Source organism: Marinobacter sp. AN1, assembly GCF_026013985.1.
Classification (GTDB): domain Bacteria; phylum Pseudomonadota; class Gammaproteobacteria; order Pseudomonadales; family Oleiphilaceae; genus Marinobacter; species Marinobacter segnicrescens.
Genome location: NZ_CP110342.1, coordinates 2,005,962 through 2,020,589, shown reverse-complemented (window position 1 = coordinate 2,020,589; position 14,628 = coordinate 2,005,962). Strand labels below are relative to the sequence as shown.

General features: G+C 55.1%; 15 protein-coding genes and 1 pseudogene. 7 read left to right on the top strand and 9 right to left on the bottom strand.

The window, feature by feature from the left end; all coding sequences use genetic code 11:
- Nucleotides 1–250 precede the first annotated feature (250 nt).
- Nucleotides 251–931, top strand: a complete 681-nt coding sequence (locus LJ360_RS09340) for an ATP-binding protein (protein ID WP_091850219.1) — start codon at nucleotides 251–253, stop codon at nucleotides 929–931.
- Nucleotides 932–951: 20 nt separating this feature from the next.
- Here the strand turns inward: LJ360_RS09340 and LJ360_RS09335 are convergent, their stop codons facing one another.
- Nucleotides 952–1,251, bottom strand: coding sequence for a DMT family protein (locus LJ360_RS09335; RefSeq protein ID WP_245742541.1), 300 nt, complete (start codon nucleotides 1,249–1,251; stop codon nucleotides 952–954).
- A 224-nt stretch (nucleotides 1,252–1,475) separates the two neighbouring features.
- Between LJ360_RS09335 and LJ360_RS09330 the strand changes: the two genes are divergently transcribed.
- Entirely contained in the window at nucleotides 1,476–2,201 is a 726-nt protein-coding gene (locus tag LJ360_RS09330; RefSeq protein ID WP_264995920.1) for a pseudouridine synthase, read from the top strand.
- Here the strand turns inward: LJ360_RS09330 and LJ360_RS09325 are convergent.
- Entirely contained in the window at nucleotides 2,168–2,806 is a 639-nt protein-coding gene (locus LJ360_RS09325) for an SDR family oxidoreductase (protein WP_264995919.1), read from the bottom strand. The genes LJ360_RS09330 and LJ360_RS09325 overlap by 34 nt on opposite strands.
- Nucleotides 2,807–3,006: 200 nt before the next feature.
- Here LJ360_RS09325 and mscL point away from each other — a divergent pair, with 200 nt between their 5' ends.
- From mscL to LJ360_RS09310, 3 genes are all read left to right on the top strand, one after another.
- On the top strand, nucleotides 3,007–3,408 hold the full coding sequence (gene mscL / locus LJ360_RS09320) for a large-conductance mechanosensitive channel protein MscL (RefSeq protein WP_091850213.1): 402 nt from the start codon (nucleotides 3,007–3,009) through the stop codon (nucleotides 3,406–3,408).
- 516 nt (nucleotides 3,409–3,924) lie between these two features.
- Complete coding sequence (locus LJ360_RS09315; RefSeq protein ID WP_264995918.1) at nucleotides 3,925–4,626, top strand: hypothetical protein; 702 nt, start codon at nucleotides 3,925–3,927, stop codon at nucleotides 4,624–4,626.
- A gap of 84 nt (nucleotides 4,627–4,710) precedes the next feature.
- Nucleotides 4,711–5,463, top strand: a complete 753-nt coding sequence (locus LJ360_RS09310; protein WP_264995917.1) for an FKBP-type peptidyl-prolyl cis-trans isomerase — start codon at nucleotides 4,711–4,713, stop codon at nucleotides 5,461–5,463.
- Between the two features lie 78 nt (nucleotides 5,464–5,541).
- Here the strand turns inward: LJ360_RS09310 and LJ360_RS09305 are convergent, their stop codons facing one another.
- Complete coding sequence (locus tag LJ360_RS09305) at nucleotides 5,542–5,787, bottom strand: hypothetical protein (RefSeq protein WP_264995916.1); 246 nt, start codon at nucleotides 5,785–5,787, stop codon at nucleotides 5,542–5,544.
- A gap of 172 nt (nucleotides 5,788–5,959) precedes the next feature.
- On the bottom strand, nucleotides 5,960–6,802 hold the full coding sequence (locus LJ360_RS09300) for a YfiM family protein (RefSeq protein WP_264995915.1): 843 nt from the start codon (nucleotides 6,800–6,802) through the stop codon (nucleotides 5,960–5,962).
- An 86-nt stretch (nucleotides 6,803–6,888) separates the two neighbouring features.
- Here LJ360_RS09300 and LJ360_RS09295 point away from each other — a divergent pair, with 86 nt between their 5' ends.
- Nucleotides 6,889–7,440 carry a glutathione peroxidase gene (locus LJ360_RS09295; RefSeq protein ID WP_264995914.1) on the top strand — a complete coding sequence of 184 codons (552 nt, stop codon included), beginning with the start codon at nucleotides 6,889–6,891 and terminating at the stop codon, nucleotides 7,438–7,440.
- Nucleotides 7,441–7,664: 224 nt separating this feature from the next.
- Nucleotides 7,665–8,102, top strand: coding sequence for a universal stress protein (locus LJ360_RS09290; RefSeq protein WP_091855233.1), 438 nt, complete (start codon nucleotides 7,665–7,667; stop codon nucleotides 8,100–8,102).
- 405 nt (nucleotides 8,103–8,507) lie between these two features.
- Here the strand turns inward: LJ360_RS09290 and LJ360_RS09285 are convergent, their stop codons facing one another.
- From LJ360_RS09285 to LJ360_RS09265, 5 genes and pseudogenes are all read right to left on the bottom strand, one after another.
- Complete coding sequence (locus tag LJ360_RS09285; RefSeq protein WP_264995913.1) at nucleotides 8,508–9,707, bottom strand: serine hydrolase domain-containing protein; 1,200 nt, start codon at nucleotides 9,705–9,707, stop codon at nucleotides 8,508–8,510.
- 199 nt (nucleotides 9,708–9,906) lie between these two features.
- Nucleotides 9,907–10,251, bottom strand: a complete 345-nt coding sequence (locus LJ360_RS09280) for a YdeI/OmpD-associated family protein (protein WP_264995912.1) — start codon at nucleotides 10,249–10,251, stop codon at nucleotides 9,907–9,909.
- Nucleotides 10,252–10,485: 234 nt separating this feature from the next.
- Nucleotides 10,486–12,057 carry a transposase gene (locus LJ360_RS09275; RefSeq protein ID WP_264994490.1) on the bottom strand — a complete coding sequence of 524 codons (1,572 nt, stop codon included), beginning with the start codon at nucleotides 12,055–12,057 and terminating at the stop codon, nucleotides 10,486–10,488.
- A gap of 136 nt (nucleotides 12,058–12,193) precedes the next feature.
- The gene (locus LJ360_RS09270) at nucleotides 12,194–12,556 is read right to left on the bottom strand and encodes an ankyrin repeat domain-containing protein (RefSeq protein ID WP_264995911.1); all 363 of its coding nucleotides are present in this window, start codon (nucleotides 12,554–12,556) and stop codon (nucleotides 12,194–12,196) included.
- Nucleotides 12,557–13,090: 534 nt separating this feature from the next.
- Nucleotides 13,091–14,391, bottom strand: a pseudogene (locus LJ360_RS09265) (IS1380-like element ISMaq3 family transposase).
- Nucleotides 14,392–14,628: the final 237 nt, after the last annotated feature.

Genomic DNA, 14,628 nt, shown 5'->3' with positions numbered 1-14,628 from the left:
GGGTGGTTATACGAGGGATATTGTTATAGATCAAGTGACAAGGCTCGCCCTTTCCACCCAGGGCAATTTGTGGCAAAGAGCATTCAGCAGAAAAGGGAAGAAACTGCACGCCGTCCGGATCCTTTCAGGGAGGTTACAAAAGCTTATTTGTGGGTGTGCAGCTTTCTGTTTCATGACCTCATAGAATAGCCATCACCCATCGCTCCGGCGCGGAGCAACACGGATCAGACCAGGAATCAGCGATACCACAATGGATGTCATCGAACTTGTCGGCCGTCCGGGTACCGGGAAAACTACCCTGGCGCGCAAGATTTACCGGCAGTCAGACCACGTTATCAGTCGGGGTACCTTCTTCAAGCGCGAGCTGAGCCGGGGCCGCCTGTTCCGGTGGGTTCCCGACGTTTTCCTGGAAAGCCCCTACCTGGAAGATTACATCACGAGCAAGACCGGTGAACTGTTCGGAGCCGGTCTTGATCAAGACCCGGCTCTGCTGGAGGCCATTGCGCTGATCCTGCAGGAAGTAACCCGCTATGACCGGCTGCAATCGCGCCTGAACCTGCTCTTCCGGGACTACGTCATTCATACCCTCGCCCAGCGCAGTGACAGTGATGACATACTGTTGCTGGACGAAGGCCTGACCCACCGTGTCGGCACTTTCACCCTCAATGGCCTGTCCCAGAACACGGCCAGGAAAGTCGCCGCGCTGCTACCAACCAGCGACCTCTATGCCTACATCGAAGTGCCAGACCAGACAACCCGGAATCGCCTCATAAACCGGGGCAAGAGTGACTCACTGTACATCGCCCGGGAGGTATACCAGAGCCTGAAATCCGGCCTGGCCGAGCGCGACGCCCGCTTTGTGGACCTGTCAGCGCTGGAAGATGCGGATGCGAACCTGGAGCTACTCCTTGATGCCTCCCGGGCAACATAGGCCGGGGAGAGCCCTGCAATTCAGTGGATCTCACTGCGAAAAATGAAGTAGACAGCACCGAGGATGCACAGCCCTGCCCAAAGGTAGTCCAGTTTCAGTGACTCCTTCATGTAAAGAACCGCAAATGGCACGAAAATGCTCAGGGTGATGACCTCCTGCAGGATTTTCAGTTGCCCCAGGCTCATCACCGAGTACCCGATGCGATTGGCCGGAACCTGGAAAAGGTACTCAAGCAAGGCAACGCCCCAGCTTGCCAGTGCGGCAATAATCCAGGGCTTGTTATTCAGTTCCTTGAGGTGGGCATACCAGGCAAAGGTCATGAAAACGTTACTGCACGTCAGCAGTACGATAGTGGTTAGCACAGGATTCACGAATAGCACCAGCGGCGGTCTCCGGGTCAGGGAAAGAGCGCTATTCTACCCCGGTTTTTGCAGCATCTTCGCAGCAATCAAATGATCAGGGGCAGGCGAATTGATCCGCGGGAAGGCTCACAGCACTGTCTGCTTTGCTATCATTTCCCTCCTCCCCCTGTCCCGATGCGACCATGAAACTCTCAAGAATACTCAGCAACGAGAACGGCGTAAGCCGCAAGCAGGCCAACCAGAGCATTGCGACAGGAATGGTCATGGTGGATGGTCAGCGCTGTAGCAACGCCTCGGCAGAGGTCTCGCGCTTTCAACAGGTAACTTCTCACGGGAAGATCATCCAGCAAGGCGCCACGGCCCGCTATCTGATGCTGAACAAGCCGGCAGGGTATCTGAGTGCCACCCGGGATGCAGTCCACCCCACCGTGATGGATCTGTTGCCGACGGAATGGTGCGACGACCTGCATATCGCCGGACGACTGGACAGGGCCACGACAGGACTGCTCATACTGACCAATGATGGCAACTGGTCACGGAATCTGACCGAGCCCCTTACCAGGGTGCCCAAGGTTTACCGGGTTACCACGGCGTATCCCCTAAGCCCGGATACTGAAAGCCGGTTTGCTGCGGGGATCTGGTTCGCCTGGGAGGGACTGACTACCTCGCCGGCGGTACTCGAGCAACTGGCCCCCTGCGAAGCACGGCTAACCATCTTCGAAGGCCGTTACCATCAGGTGAAACGGATGTTCCATGCAGTCGGCAACCGGGTAACCGGTTTACACCGGGAACGAGTGGGTGACATCGTCTTGCCTGACGACCTTCCTCCAGCCACTTACAGGCACCTCTCAGATTCAGAGCTCCAGTCAGTGCCTCAGAGCCGTGCCAGTGACTCAGCGATGCCGTAATCCCCTGATAGCAGGTCAAAGCTTTGATGGATACTGTTGTCGGCATCAAGCGTGGCCAGCAGTACGGCCGCCACGTCCTCCCTGGGGATCGACCCGGTACGGTCAAGGCGGGCTGCCAGTTCGACCTTGCCAGTACCCGGGTCGTTGGTCAGTGGGCCCGGGCGGACCAGGGTAAAGTCCAGGCCGCTTGCCCGGAGGTGCTCGTCAGCCTTGTGCTTGGCCCGTAGATAGTGGTGTAGCTTCTCCGGGGCATTCTCCGGCCGGTCCGCCCGCAGGCTGCTGACCATCAAAAAGCGTTCTACGCCGGCTGCCCGGGCCGAGTCGATCAGACGGATGGCGCCATTCTGGTCCACGTCGATGGTTTTCTCAGGGCCCGTGTGGGGGCCGGAGCCCGCAGTGAAAACCACGGCATCACAACCCTTGAGGGCATGGGTGCAGTCCTCCTCGAGGTCTCCGACAACCGTCTCTGCTGCACCAAGCTGTTCAAGGGCAGCGGCCTGTTCCGGCTTTCGGACCATGGCCCTGGCGGTATGGGGGCTGGCTGCCATCAACCTGACCAGGTGTTGGCCAATCTTGCCATTGGCACCGGCTATGAGAACACGCATGGATCACCTCCTGATTCGGGGATTGATTATCCTTACCTGAGTCCACCACTTCGCCATTTCAAGTCATCCTGTCCGGCGCGATGGGCAAGCGTATACCGCGCTGTTTTCTGTTAATGCACTAGACTATGAGTACGCCAGACAGGGCGTGCCCAGCCACCAGGCGGGCCCACAAGGATTTATGTTCAAGGAGTCAGGCACTGATGAGCATAATGAAAGAGTTCAAGGAGTTTGCGGTAAAGGGCAATGTCGTCGACATGGCCGTGGGAATCATCATCGGGGTAGCTTTTGGCAAGATCGTATCGTCATTCGTGGCGGACGTGTTGATGCCGCCCATCGGACTGTTGATCGGTGGCGTGGATTTCACCAACCTGGCAATCACCCTCAAGGCGGCCGGGGAAGGTGTTGAAGCGGTCACCCTGCGTTATGGGGTTTTCCTGCAAACGGTGTTCGACTTCATCATCGTCGCATTCGCAGTATTCATGGCGGTCAAGGCCCTGAACAGCATGCGCAGGAAAGAGGCCGAAACACCGGCCGCACCCCCTGCCCCGTCTGCCCAGGAGCAATTACTGATGGAGATCCGGGACCTGCTCAAGACGAAATGACCTCATCCCGGACCTCAAGCGTCACTGTCAGTCGCGCCTGACCTCGAGCCTTGCAATGTTGATCTTGTGCATTGTGATCATCGAATCGAAGGCCCAATTGGCAGTGGCCGGGGCCGGGTAAGTATTCACCGGCATCAGGATAGGCGGGGTAACCTGCCATGATATGCCCCGCTTGCTTTCAAATCAGAACCGGCATCCACCCTCTCATGCGGCACATTTTCGTTATATCACCCCGCCCTTAATAACTTTTAAGAACGCCTATTAATTTGCTACCACACTAGTTTGTCAACTTGCGCATATACCGTTTATTTGAGCTTCCAATAACGGCCTTTTTGTGAACTTCGCGTGATAGTAAGCAAAAACCCCGACTCCTACACTGCTTCGGAACCTGTTGGAAAGACTAATCAACGTCTTTGCACAGGAAGATGTCCGCAGGTTTCATAGCTGTAAATTGAATCCTTAATTTGAAGAAAGAAAACCGTAATCTTTGAGAAAACATATAACAAGAGGTTTTTTATGAAACTGTCAAATAAAGCGAAGTTCGCCAGTGTCTTCGCAGCTCTCGCGTCAGGGCTGTTCATGTCAGGTTCCGCCCTGGCTATCGGTGGTGGCGGCGGCGCGGATTGCAGCGTAAGCCGCGACACTGGTCTCGGCTCAGTGTTTTATGTCCCCAGCGGTGGTAGCGGTAACTACAATATCCTGGGCTGGGGTAACGGAACGGGTGGCACTTCCGGTACCTACAGGGGCCTGCTGGAGTCTGTCGCAGAGCAGTGCATCCTGGTGGCAGCCGCCACTACCGCCAATTCCGGCGATGGCCGTGATGTAGAGCGTGCCGTTAACGACGCCAAGAGCCGCTACCGCAATATTGTCGGCTCCGACCCGAAAGTCTGTACTTCCGGTCACTCCCAGGGAGGTGGTGGCTCTTTCAACGCTGCCAACCGTCTGGATGCCGACTGCGTGATCGCGGTCCAGCCTGATACCGTCTTCACAACACGCATCGATCGCCCGGTTGCAAGCGATGTGGACGTTGTGTGCATCTTCAGTACCGGTGACGTACTGGCTCCGGCGCTTCCTTCCAATGGTCCAAACTGCCGTCGTAATTCCACCCGGTACACCCAGGAGCTCACTTCTGGTACCCACTTCGCACCGACAACCGGTGATGGTGGCGAACCTGGTGAAGTCATGCGTGAGTATGCCAACCGCTGGCTGGTTAACTGATCGCGCCTGGGTTTAGCATTAAAACCTCAACCCTCAGGGTTGGGGTTTTTTATTGGTTAACGTGCATTCCGCTGAGGAGACGTAATGAAGGCTTACTCATCCACATTTGCACTTTTGCTGATGGGCGCGGCGCTCGCAGGTACCTATAGCGGCCCGGCATTCTCCGAGGACCCCAGTCAGGTTGAGACCGATGAGAAACAAAGTAAACATGGCTTTGAAACCCTCGACGACCGTTTCAGCTATGCCTATGGCGCCGACCTGGCGGAAAAATTCAAGGAAGAAGGCATCGAATTGAATGTAGATATCCTCGCGATGGCAATGAAGGATGCCTATCGCGGAGGCGAGATGAAAATGCCGGATGACGAAATCGCGGCTACCCTGGATCTTTACCAGAAAGTCCATACGAAAAAGAAAGAGGCAGAGCGGGCAATCATCGGCAAGAAAAACAAGAAAGAGGGAGAAGTATTCCTCGCGGAAAATGCAGGGAAAGAGGGTGTAATCGCCACCAAAAGCGGCCTGCAATACAAAGTCATCACTAAAGGTAATGGCGACTATACCCCGACCGAAAATGACGAAGTCACAGTGCATTATCGCGGTACATTCGTCGATGGTACTGAATTCGACAGCACCTACCAAAGAAACGAGCCTTATCGTGTCAAAGTCAAACAACTTATCCCGGGTTGGATCGAGGCTCTTAAAATGATGTCAGAAGGCGACAAATGGGAATTGTATATTCCGGCCGATATTGCCTACGGGGAGCGCGGCTCAGGGAACTATGTGGGACCCAATGCAACATTGATATTTGAGGTAGAACTGCTGGATATCGAAAAAAGCTGATTCGGGCCAGGCGATCATAACTGGGGACGGCCCTCTCCATGATGTTCTATCGCCGGGGCAGAAAGCCGTCCTCAGACGTCAGAGCTTGCTGAACGCCGCGTCAAAATCCCTGGCTGCGGCATCGGTAAAATCAAAGGTTTTACGGATGTAGGCCAGCGTAGCCTTCTCGGTGTCGGTCACACCTGGCCCATCCTGGGCCGATTTGAACAGTTCCGCCACTTCATCCTTGGATAACTGGCCTTCACCCTGCCCAGTGGTGTGTTTTCGGGCCAGGTCCAGCAATTCCTTTTCGTATCGTTGTCCATCTATTGTTTCATAAGCCATGACTGTGTAACTCCTTTTCGCAACAGCTTGGAACTCCCGGAGGCCAACTGGTCCCTGGAGCGAGATAGGTAAAGGCCACCGATACAGACCATGGCCTGACTATTTGATCAAAGCATAGGGGACAACATTGCGCAAATATTGATCTCTTCGGCTATAGACCGCCACTCCTCAATCATTCCTCAATGGGGAAATACGTAAAAGGCGGCTGGTAGTAATTCAGGAACGTCGCCGTCTTGTCATAGCCATTTCGCCTGAAGAGGTCAGTGATGTTCAGCCCTATAGCGATGTAGAGGTTACGCTCATCAGGGTCGTCCGTGTCCGAGTAACCTCGCGAGTAGTAACCGGCGTGCAACTCGAAATGTCTCAAGAAACTGTCGCGGAAGGCACTGAAACCATTCAGTTTCAGCGCCAGCAGATACTTCGAATTATCATAATCTGTGGTTATGTCGAACTGCTCGGGCTCCAGCCCGACTTCCCAACGAAAATCGACTTTGCTGGCCCACTCCGGATAACGATACCGGTAGTAACCAGCAAGGCCACCTATGGCGTTCGCAAGGAAATCCTCATATGAAAATCCATAACTGCTGAACGCGTCGCCCAGCTCCATATAACTGAGGATGGCCAGGGACGACAGGGTGCCATAGAGTGCTGCGTCCTTCCGGGGAAAACACCAGTCTTCAAAAAGACTGGCGACCCCCTGGGATGTGGCGTAGGTGGTGAACATATGGCCGAGCTTGTCCGCCCCACCCTCAGGGCTTTCCTGACCGAACCAGCCTTCCGACGATGCGGTGGGCTTTTCCGTAAAGTAGTCCCAGTTCACAATACCCCACGCCGTAATCACACCCACCCCGGTGGTGGTGACCGCCAATGTACGACGAACCTGCTGATCCTGCTCAAGCGGCTGGCGGCATGCCCCCTCCGCCCCTGAACCCAGGACCAGAATTGCGATGAATGCCAGAACCTGACGGAACCCGAACCCTTTGCGGTACAGCGCCGAAGTCATCTCTTGCCGCATCACACCAAACCTGTCCCACGGATGATCTACAGAGTAAGAATAGGCCTATAGTCATAGTAGACCCTCATCAAATGCGGAACGTGAACATGAAGCACCTGAGACTCAAGCTGGCCACAGTGGCCTTTATCGCCGGATCTGTATTCGCCTCTCCCGCGGTGGCCGAGAGCTGCCCGTCGTTTCTGGACCATGAACAGCGCAGGCTTCACTCTGACGAAACCGTCAACCTTTGTGATATTGCCGCCGGCAAACCACTGCTGGTGGTCAACACCGCAAGTTACTGTGGCTACACGGGCCAGTTTGAAGGGCTGGAGAAGCTACACCAACGCTATGCCGATGATGGGCTTGTGGTCGTGGGGTTTGCCAGCGATGATTTCCAACAGGAAGCCGATTCCGAAGAAGAAGCCGCTGACATCTGTTTCAAAAACTTCGGGGTCACCTTTACCATGATCGCACCGGGGCCGGTGACCGGACCTGACGCCAACCCGGTTTTCCGGGCCATTAATCAGCAGAGCGAACCGCCGCGCTGGAACTTTACCAAGTACGTACTCGATGCCGAAGGAAGTGTCGTCAAATCGTTTCCCAGCAGGGTAACGCCGGATGATGCTGAGCTCATTGAGGCCGTGGAATCCGTACTTTAATCGACGAGGACAGTACGTGTCCTCGCAGCACCTGGGCCGAGCCAGGCTCAACCTTCAAACGGTCGACGCAGCAGAGTTGCCCACTTAGTAAAAATCGCCAAGAGTTGCTTTCCCGCCAGGTCAAACCTGGCTGACATATCCCTTCCAAGGGTTACTTGCGGTTCGTCACATGCCCGAATCAGTGCTAGCTTTTAGACTGAACCCACACCCATGGAGAAGTAACAATGTCCGACACTATCTCAGCCGTCGTAGTCGCCTGTGATGGATCAGAACACGCTTCCCGTGCCGCAAGAATGGCCGCTGACCTGGCCAAAGCAACTGGTCATCCACTCAAGCTACTCACCGTTTTTCCGGGATCCAGGGCCGAACGGCTGATCATAAGCGGGGTCTGGCCCAGCGACCTTGAACAGGAACAGCAGGAATACGGCCGCAAGGTATTTGATACAGCGAAGGAAGCCCTTGACGGACCGGTTGATGTCAAAGAGGAAATCCTGCTCAAAGGCGACCCAGCCCATGAGGTCGTCGAGTACATGGAACAGAACCCCGGAACTCACCTGGTTATCGGGAAACGGGGCCATTCCGCACTACGCTCCCTGACCCTTGGCAGCGTCAGTGAAAAAGTCATCCGGCACGCCCCGGGCCTGGTAACCATTGTCTCCTGATATCCCGTGACTTTGGTGAGGAAGGAGTCCCCGAACTCCTTCTCACTCAAGTCGTGGCGCCGGAAGCATAGCGCGGCCTGCTCACTGTCTCTCCCAGTTTTCCGGCCCACTGGCATCCAAAGTGACTACCCGACCGTAATCTGTTAAAAATCCAGCCAGCAGGTTATCCATGACCCATCAATCCACGCCCAGTGCTCCATCGACGTCTCACCGCTTACCGTGCAGGGGTTGCCTTCCCGACTGTAAAAACTATCCAACCTGCGACGGCATGCCCTGGCGCACTGACAAGGTGCCATCGGCAGGGCCCGACAAGCCTTCGAACGGACGCTAACCGGGTGTAGTCAACCGCTGGCCAGTATCGGGATAACTGATGTGGCCAGCTATGGCACGCACCTGAATCTGAGACTATGGCGCGTGCTCCCTGTCGATCGCCGACTGAACCTGCCGATAAAAGGTCAACCGCTCTTCATCCTGACCGCCTCCCTGACGACCCGATGCCTGCGGCCAGTTGCCATTCGATGCGATGACCAGTTGGCGCTCGGGATCAATAAAAATGCCTTGGCCAAAGATTCCCCGGGCCATATAAGCGCCATCATCGAGGGCCCACCACTGGTAGCCGTAACCATATCCTTCCCGGGTGGTATCCACGAGGTGGCTGGTCGCCTCCTCAACCCAGTTCTCGGGTAAGACAGGTTTGCCATCGGCCAGGCCACCGCCAAGGAAAAACAGGCCCAGACGTGCAAAGTCGCGGGTGGAGGCCTGGATACAGCAACCACTGATTTCATGCCCGGTGGACCCGAGGATCCAGCTGGCATCCTGTTCCATACCAAAGGGTTTCCAGACTTTCTCCGACAGGTAGTCAGACAGGTGCTTGCCGGTCGCTGAACTCACCAGCACACCAATCAGGTTGGTCTCGCCGGTCTTGTACACCCACTTCGTGCCGGGTGGCGCCTCGGTTTCCAGTTGCCGCATGTAATTTACCGTGGCATCCACTCCCGGGTCCGGTTCATGGGCATTGAACAAGGCGACATCGGATTGCGGGTCTGAGTAATCCTCATTCCATTGCACCCCGGACGTCATGGTCAGCAGCTGCCGGATGGTGACATTGTCATAGGCGGATCCCCTGAGGTCCGGGATATAGTCTGACACCTTGTCTTCAATACTCTTGATATACCCGTCTTTCAGGGCGGCGCCCACCAGTGTCGAGGTCAAGGACTTGGCCACGGAAAAACTGGTCCAGCGCCCCTCCGGACCGAAGTCCAGGCCATAACGCTCGAGCCGTACCTTGCCGTCCTGGACAATCACCAGCGCCGCCGCCCGCTGGCTCTCCATAAAGGCGTCCACATCGGTATCCAGCTCAAGCGGCATTCCTTCAGGTAACGGATAAGGGTCATCACCTGCAGGGATAACCCGTGATTTCGAAAGAAACGGCAAACGGTCCATGGCACGGAACACCGCATCTCTTTGCTCCGTTGACCAGAAAAGCACGTTGGTATCCGTCGGCAGGTTCAGCACCAGTCGACGCATGTCCTTATCGGCCAATGCCCAGAAAGTACCACACGCCAGCACGATCAAAACAATGATCGAAAGAAGCCATCTTTTCATAGGAGTTCTACTTTTTTGTTTATTGTATAAGAAGCCCGGAGGCCAGGAGCGGGTGTCGGGTCCATCTTGCCTGGACACCCGGCCCAGGTTCTAACCCGTCATTCAGACAAGCAGGTGAATTGGCCGGGCCACCAGAGTGATCGATATCTCGTGGGGTAAGCCGTCAATCATTATCGGTTAGCCCCGCTCAAGGTATATCCTACTTTCTGGGCTTTTTATCGATAAGAACATCTTGCTGCCACTTGCCGGGCCTTTTGTCAGTACGATGAATGCAGCCAGGCCAGCAGCACGGACGTCTCTTACCATCCGCAAGCTCCTCAACAGTACGATTGATCCGTTTCACCCTGGTCTTTTCCTGCTTCGCATCTTCAATCCAGCAAATGAACTCATTACGTGCGACAGGCGTCAGGCTTTCCCAAAGATCAACCGTTTTGCTGTTCTGCATTAAGGCACCAGCCAGATCCGCTGGCATTTCGTGTACGATGCCGCCTGAAATACTCGACATATTTTCTGGACCTATATTTTCTGGACCTACAAGTTGCATGCTTAGTCATAGGATTCCCGTCTATGGCCTGGAGGTGATGAACACCAACGAGGCTGTAGAAAAACTCGATTTCGAGCCGTCCCCAACGCCTGCTTCCTAAAATTTTTGTAGCGGCCATCAGCTAGCTGATTATCGAGATACCAATGTTCAGCCGTCAGTTTCGGCCCTTTGACGGTCTCAGCACCGGTATTACTGACATTCAGCGGCCACACTCCTAGCCTTCCACACTCAGCATTACGCCGCTAACCGCCCGTAATTCGTCAGCTTTTCAATATTGTGCACCAGGCAGTATAGCTGCCACTGGCCCTGCACCTTTTTCCGGCTCCGCAGACTGAAGCGATTCAGGCGCTTGTTCGTACCGATGTTGCCGAACACCGGTTCCACCACCGACATCCGGTGGCTGTAAATCTCTTTACCCTGCGGGCTGTCTACCCGATGCTTCATCCAATCGGTGTAGTTGGGCAGGCGCTTATTCTCGATGGTGAACGAGACCTGCCTTCCGGACCCTTTGCGATGATTGGCGGACGCCGGGTTCTGCATGCACTGATGCTTCTTCGAGCAGTGTCGACATTGCAACAAACGGCCTTCGAAATGCACCCGCATTTTGCCGTTCTCGGCTTCGCGTGTGGCTTGGTAGCTGATGGCATTGCCTGCCGGGCAGATGCACGTCAGGTTCACCGGATCGAACTGGAATTCACTGGCTGGGATGATTTTCTTCCAGCCAGTGTCCGGCAAGTTCTGATGACGCTTGCCGTACTTGTCTTTCTGGTTCTGGAACTTCGGGTCGCGACTGCGGAATTTGTTGTCCGGCACGTAGCCGTTGATCTGCCGTTCGTGCAGGTACCTCATGTTGGCTTCGTTGGCGAAGCCGGTATCAGCGGTAACGATGGTACCTTGCTGATAAATGTTGTCGGCGATACCCAGTTTCTTGAAGCGGGCTTCTACGCTCTCCAGTACCGGTTGTAAGGTGTGGTGTTCCTGGCCTTCGCCAAAGGCCTGGGCATCGATAATGATCTGGTGTTTCCTGTCCACCGTGGCCACGCCGTTATAGCCCTGGATCGTGCCCTTGCTGGTGGTCATCTTGGCGCTTTCGTTATCGGTGATGTTGCTCTTCACTTCCTTGCTCCGTTTCCCCCGGCCCATCCTTGGGCGGTTCGTCTTTAGGAAGCGGTCGACTTTCTTCGCGGCCTCATCCAGGGACAGGATGGTTTTCGCTCGTCGGATATCCCGGTCCAGTTCGGCCTCGGTTTCCGCCTCGTCCCGCTCGTAATGGGCCTTGAGATGATGACGAACCAGGCGTCGCAGCTTGGTGCGTTTCTCTTCCAGTTCCTTAAAGGTGCCGGACCATTCTTTGGCCGCATTCGACGACATCTTGCAGCCGTCGATGGCGAAGAGCTCGTTGCCCAGCAGGCCTTGGTCGTGGCAGACCAACAATACCTGCTCGAACAGCTCTTCGATCTCATCCGAGTGACTGCTAACGAACTTGGCCAACGTAGTGAAGTGCGGAACGGTGTCGCAGGACAGGGCCTTGAAGATGATGTTGGTCTCGCAGCACCACTGCATCTCGCGGCTGGAGGTGATCCCCTTGGAGTAGGCGAACAGGATGATCTTGAGCAGGATGGCCGGATCGTAGGCCAGCCGGCCGGTGTCTTCGTTGCGGTACTTGGGGTGGAACACCGACAGATCCAGCTTGTGCTCAATCAGGTAGTGCACCGCATGTTCAAAGGTGCCGGGCTGGAGCTGTTCCTGGTAGTTGATCACGACCATGGCGTCCTGGTCGTAGTTGTAATGCTTGAAGCGGGGCATATGACCACTCCTTGTCCGTTTGCCTGATCCTATCAAAACCGAGGGGGATATCGGGGTTTTTCTACAGCCTCAACGACCTGCGCAGCGGCGCACGAAGTGCGTCCGGCGCCCAAAGGGCGCGCACTGGCGCTGCTTGTTAAATGCTCGCACGGAGCGCTCCTATGGCGGCCTTACTGCCCGCTGACTCCGCAACCTCTAGTACTGTTTCTCCGTCAGCCAGGATATCCATTCTGGCTCCGAGCTTTCTAAGCACAAGAATAGCCTCTGGCTTGTCCATTTGTGCCGCGTAATGCAAAGGAGTGAATCCATTCTCACCCTGCGCATTGACATCGGCGCCGGCCAGAGCAAGCAATTCTATGGCCTCACAATCACCCCACAGGGCAACGATATGAAGAGGGGAATCTCCATAGCCATTCTGATAGTTCACAGAATCTATGTGGTGAGACACAAAATCTGGAACTCCCTCTATTTCCTTGAATACATCCTCGATGCTTCTCATGGCATTTAACGCCTAGCACAGCCGCCGAAGGTCGGCCTGCTGCTTATTGTTAGTGCTCATGATCCGACTCGATGTACTTGTAATCAGATAAGAAATCGACCTTACCCCCACACGAGCACGTATCGATACTTTCTTCACGAACAACCCTTTCACACTCAATACAAAATCTTTCCGAATTCATTCTTTTCCTACGGAAATATATATACACCACAAGGTAAGCACCGACACCCCAAATAGCATAGACATGTAGCCGACCAAACATCTCACCCCAGCTCAACGGGTCAGGGCTTCTGAATTTTGAAATCCCTAGTTTATCTGAGAAAGCGATAACTACTGGCAAGAACACGGCAGCAAAAGAAGCGAACCCTTTAGCCCGGATTTCTCATAGTGCTCCAACAACCTTCGCAGACCAAGCCTGGTAGTGCCAGATCCGAGTGGTCATGGTCGAAGTTGGCGATTATTTAGCCAGTTTCCGGCATTCAGGCACAACTCCCCCTTTCCCCCATTGGTATCGGGCCGGGGGAGCCCGATTATCTACTGGGGCACCAAGCGCTGAACCAGTGCTGAGAGATCGTTCTTGTGTGGATAGCTATCACTCATCAACACCCGTATTCGGCGGGTGTTGCGGATGATGACTGCGCCAACCTTGATCAGCTTCAAGCGCAAGGTGCCGGCACTCATACGTTCGAAGGGCGTGTTTTCAGATGCACCCGCAAACGCTCGAACAGGGTGTAGGCGAAGCCGGATAAGATCAGCCGCCACTGGTTGGTCCACCAGTGTGTGCTGGAGGTGCGACCGGCAAACAGATCCAGTTGTTGATCCTTGATCCGGTTCTCCATATCACCCCGTGCGCAATACTGTTCGTAGTAGAGCTTGAATCCGTCATCGTAGCGGGAGCTGATAACGAACCGGGGGTTCGGGCCTTGAGGGCCATATTCCAGGCGCGCAACCACCCAGCGTGGCTTATGCCAGCTTCGGGCTTTGTAGCGGAAGCGGAAGGTGCTGGCGAGCTTATGGCCATGAGCCTCGTAGTAGGTCCGGACTTTGTCCATGGCTGGGGCGGCAAGCGCCTCCAGCCGCTGGTTGCGGGCCATGCCTACGATGTAATCCACCTGGTTGCGATCGCACCAGGCCAGCAGTCGGGGCTTGCTGAAGTGGGAGTCGCCCCGGAACACGATCCGGGTCTGTGGCCAATACTCGCGAATAAATCGCACCAGCAGCGCCAGAATGGCCCAGCTGTGCCGGGCATCACCTCGATTGCTGGTGCGCAGATAGCTCACCAGCAAGTGCCTACCGCAGAAGACGTAAAGCGGGAAGTAGCAGTGATGGTCGTAATACCGGTTAAAGAACTTACCCGGCTGGTCGCCGTGCACCGGAATATCGGTGCCGTCAAAATCCAGCACGATTTCCTTGGGCGGCTTCTCATGCTGCTCGATAAAGTGGTGCCAGAGCAACTCATGCGCTTTGACAATGGTTTGCCGATCCATCGCCTGCTCCATTCGACAAAGCGTGGACTTGCCGGCCAGAGTCGAGGCATTCCCCGTGGCGGTTTGTAGTGCCTGATCAAAGCGAAGCGCTTCATGATCATTCAGATCTTCGTAGCCACCGGCCACACCGTAGACCCGTTGCCGGACCAGGGACTTGAGCTCATGACGAATCATCCGGGGATCCCGCTGGTCGGTCAGAGTCTCGGCCAGCCGTTGGGTTAACCGGTGTTGTTTGTCGACTTCGCGCAGTAACAGCAAGCCGGCATCGGAGGTGATATGGCCTCCGGAGAAGTCGGTTTCAATCTGGCGGCGGGAAAGTGGCGAGAAGGTCAGTTTTTGAGGTACCATTTTGGATAGCGGTTGTTGGTGTTGATTGATGGTGTAAGGTCCTGAAATTTTAACACTTTCAGCCGCTTTCTTTTATCCCCTCATGAGAAATTCGGGTTAGCACTGCTTTCGCGCTCCATGGACAGATCAAACTCGTTTCGTTTTACCCACATAGCTAAGAGTCACTAACAGTTTATTCTACGTCAAAAATGGCAATATTTCTGGGCATGCCCGTTGCCGGGAATGAAATTTAATGTC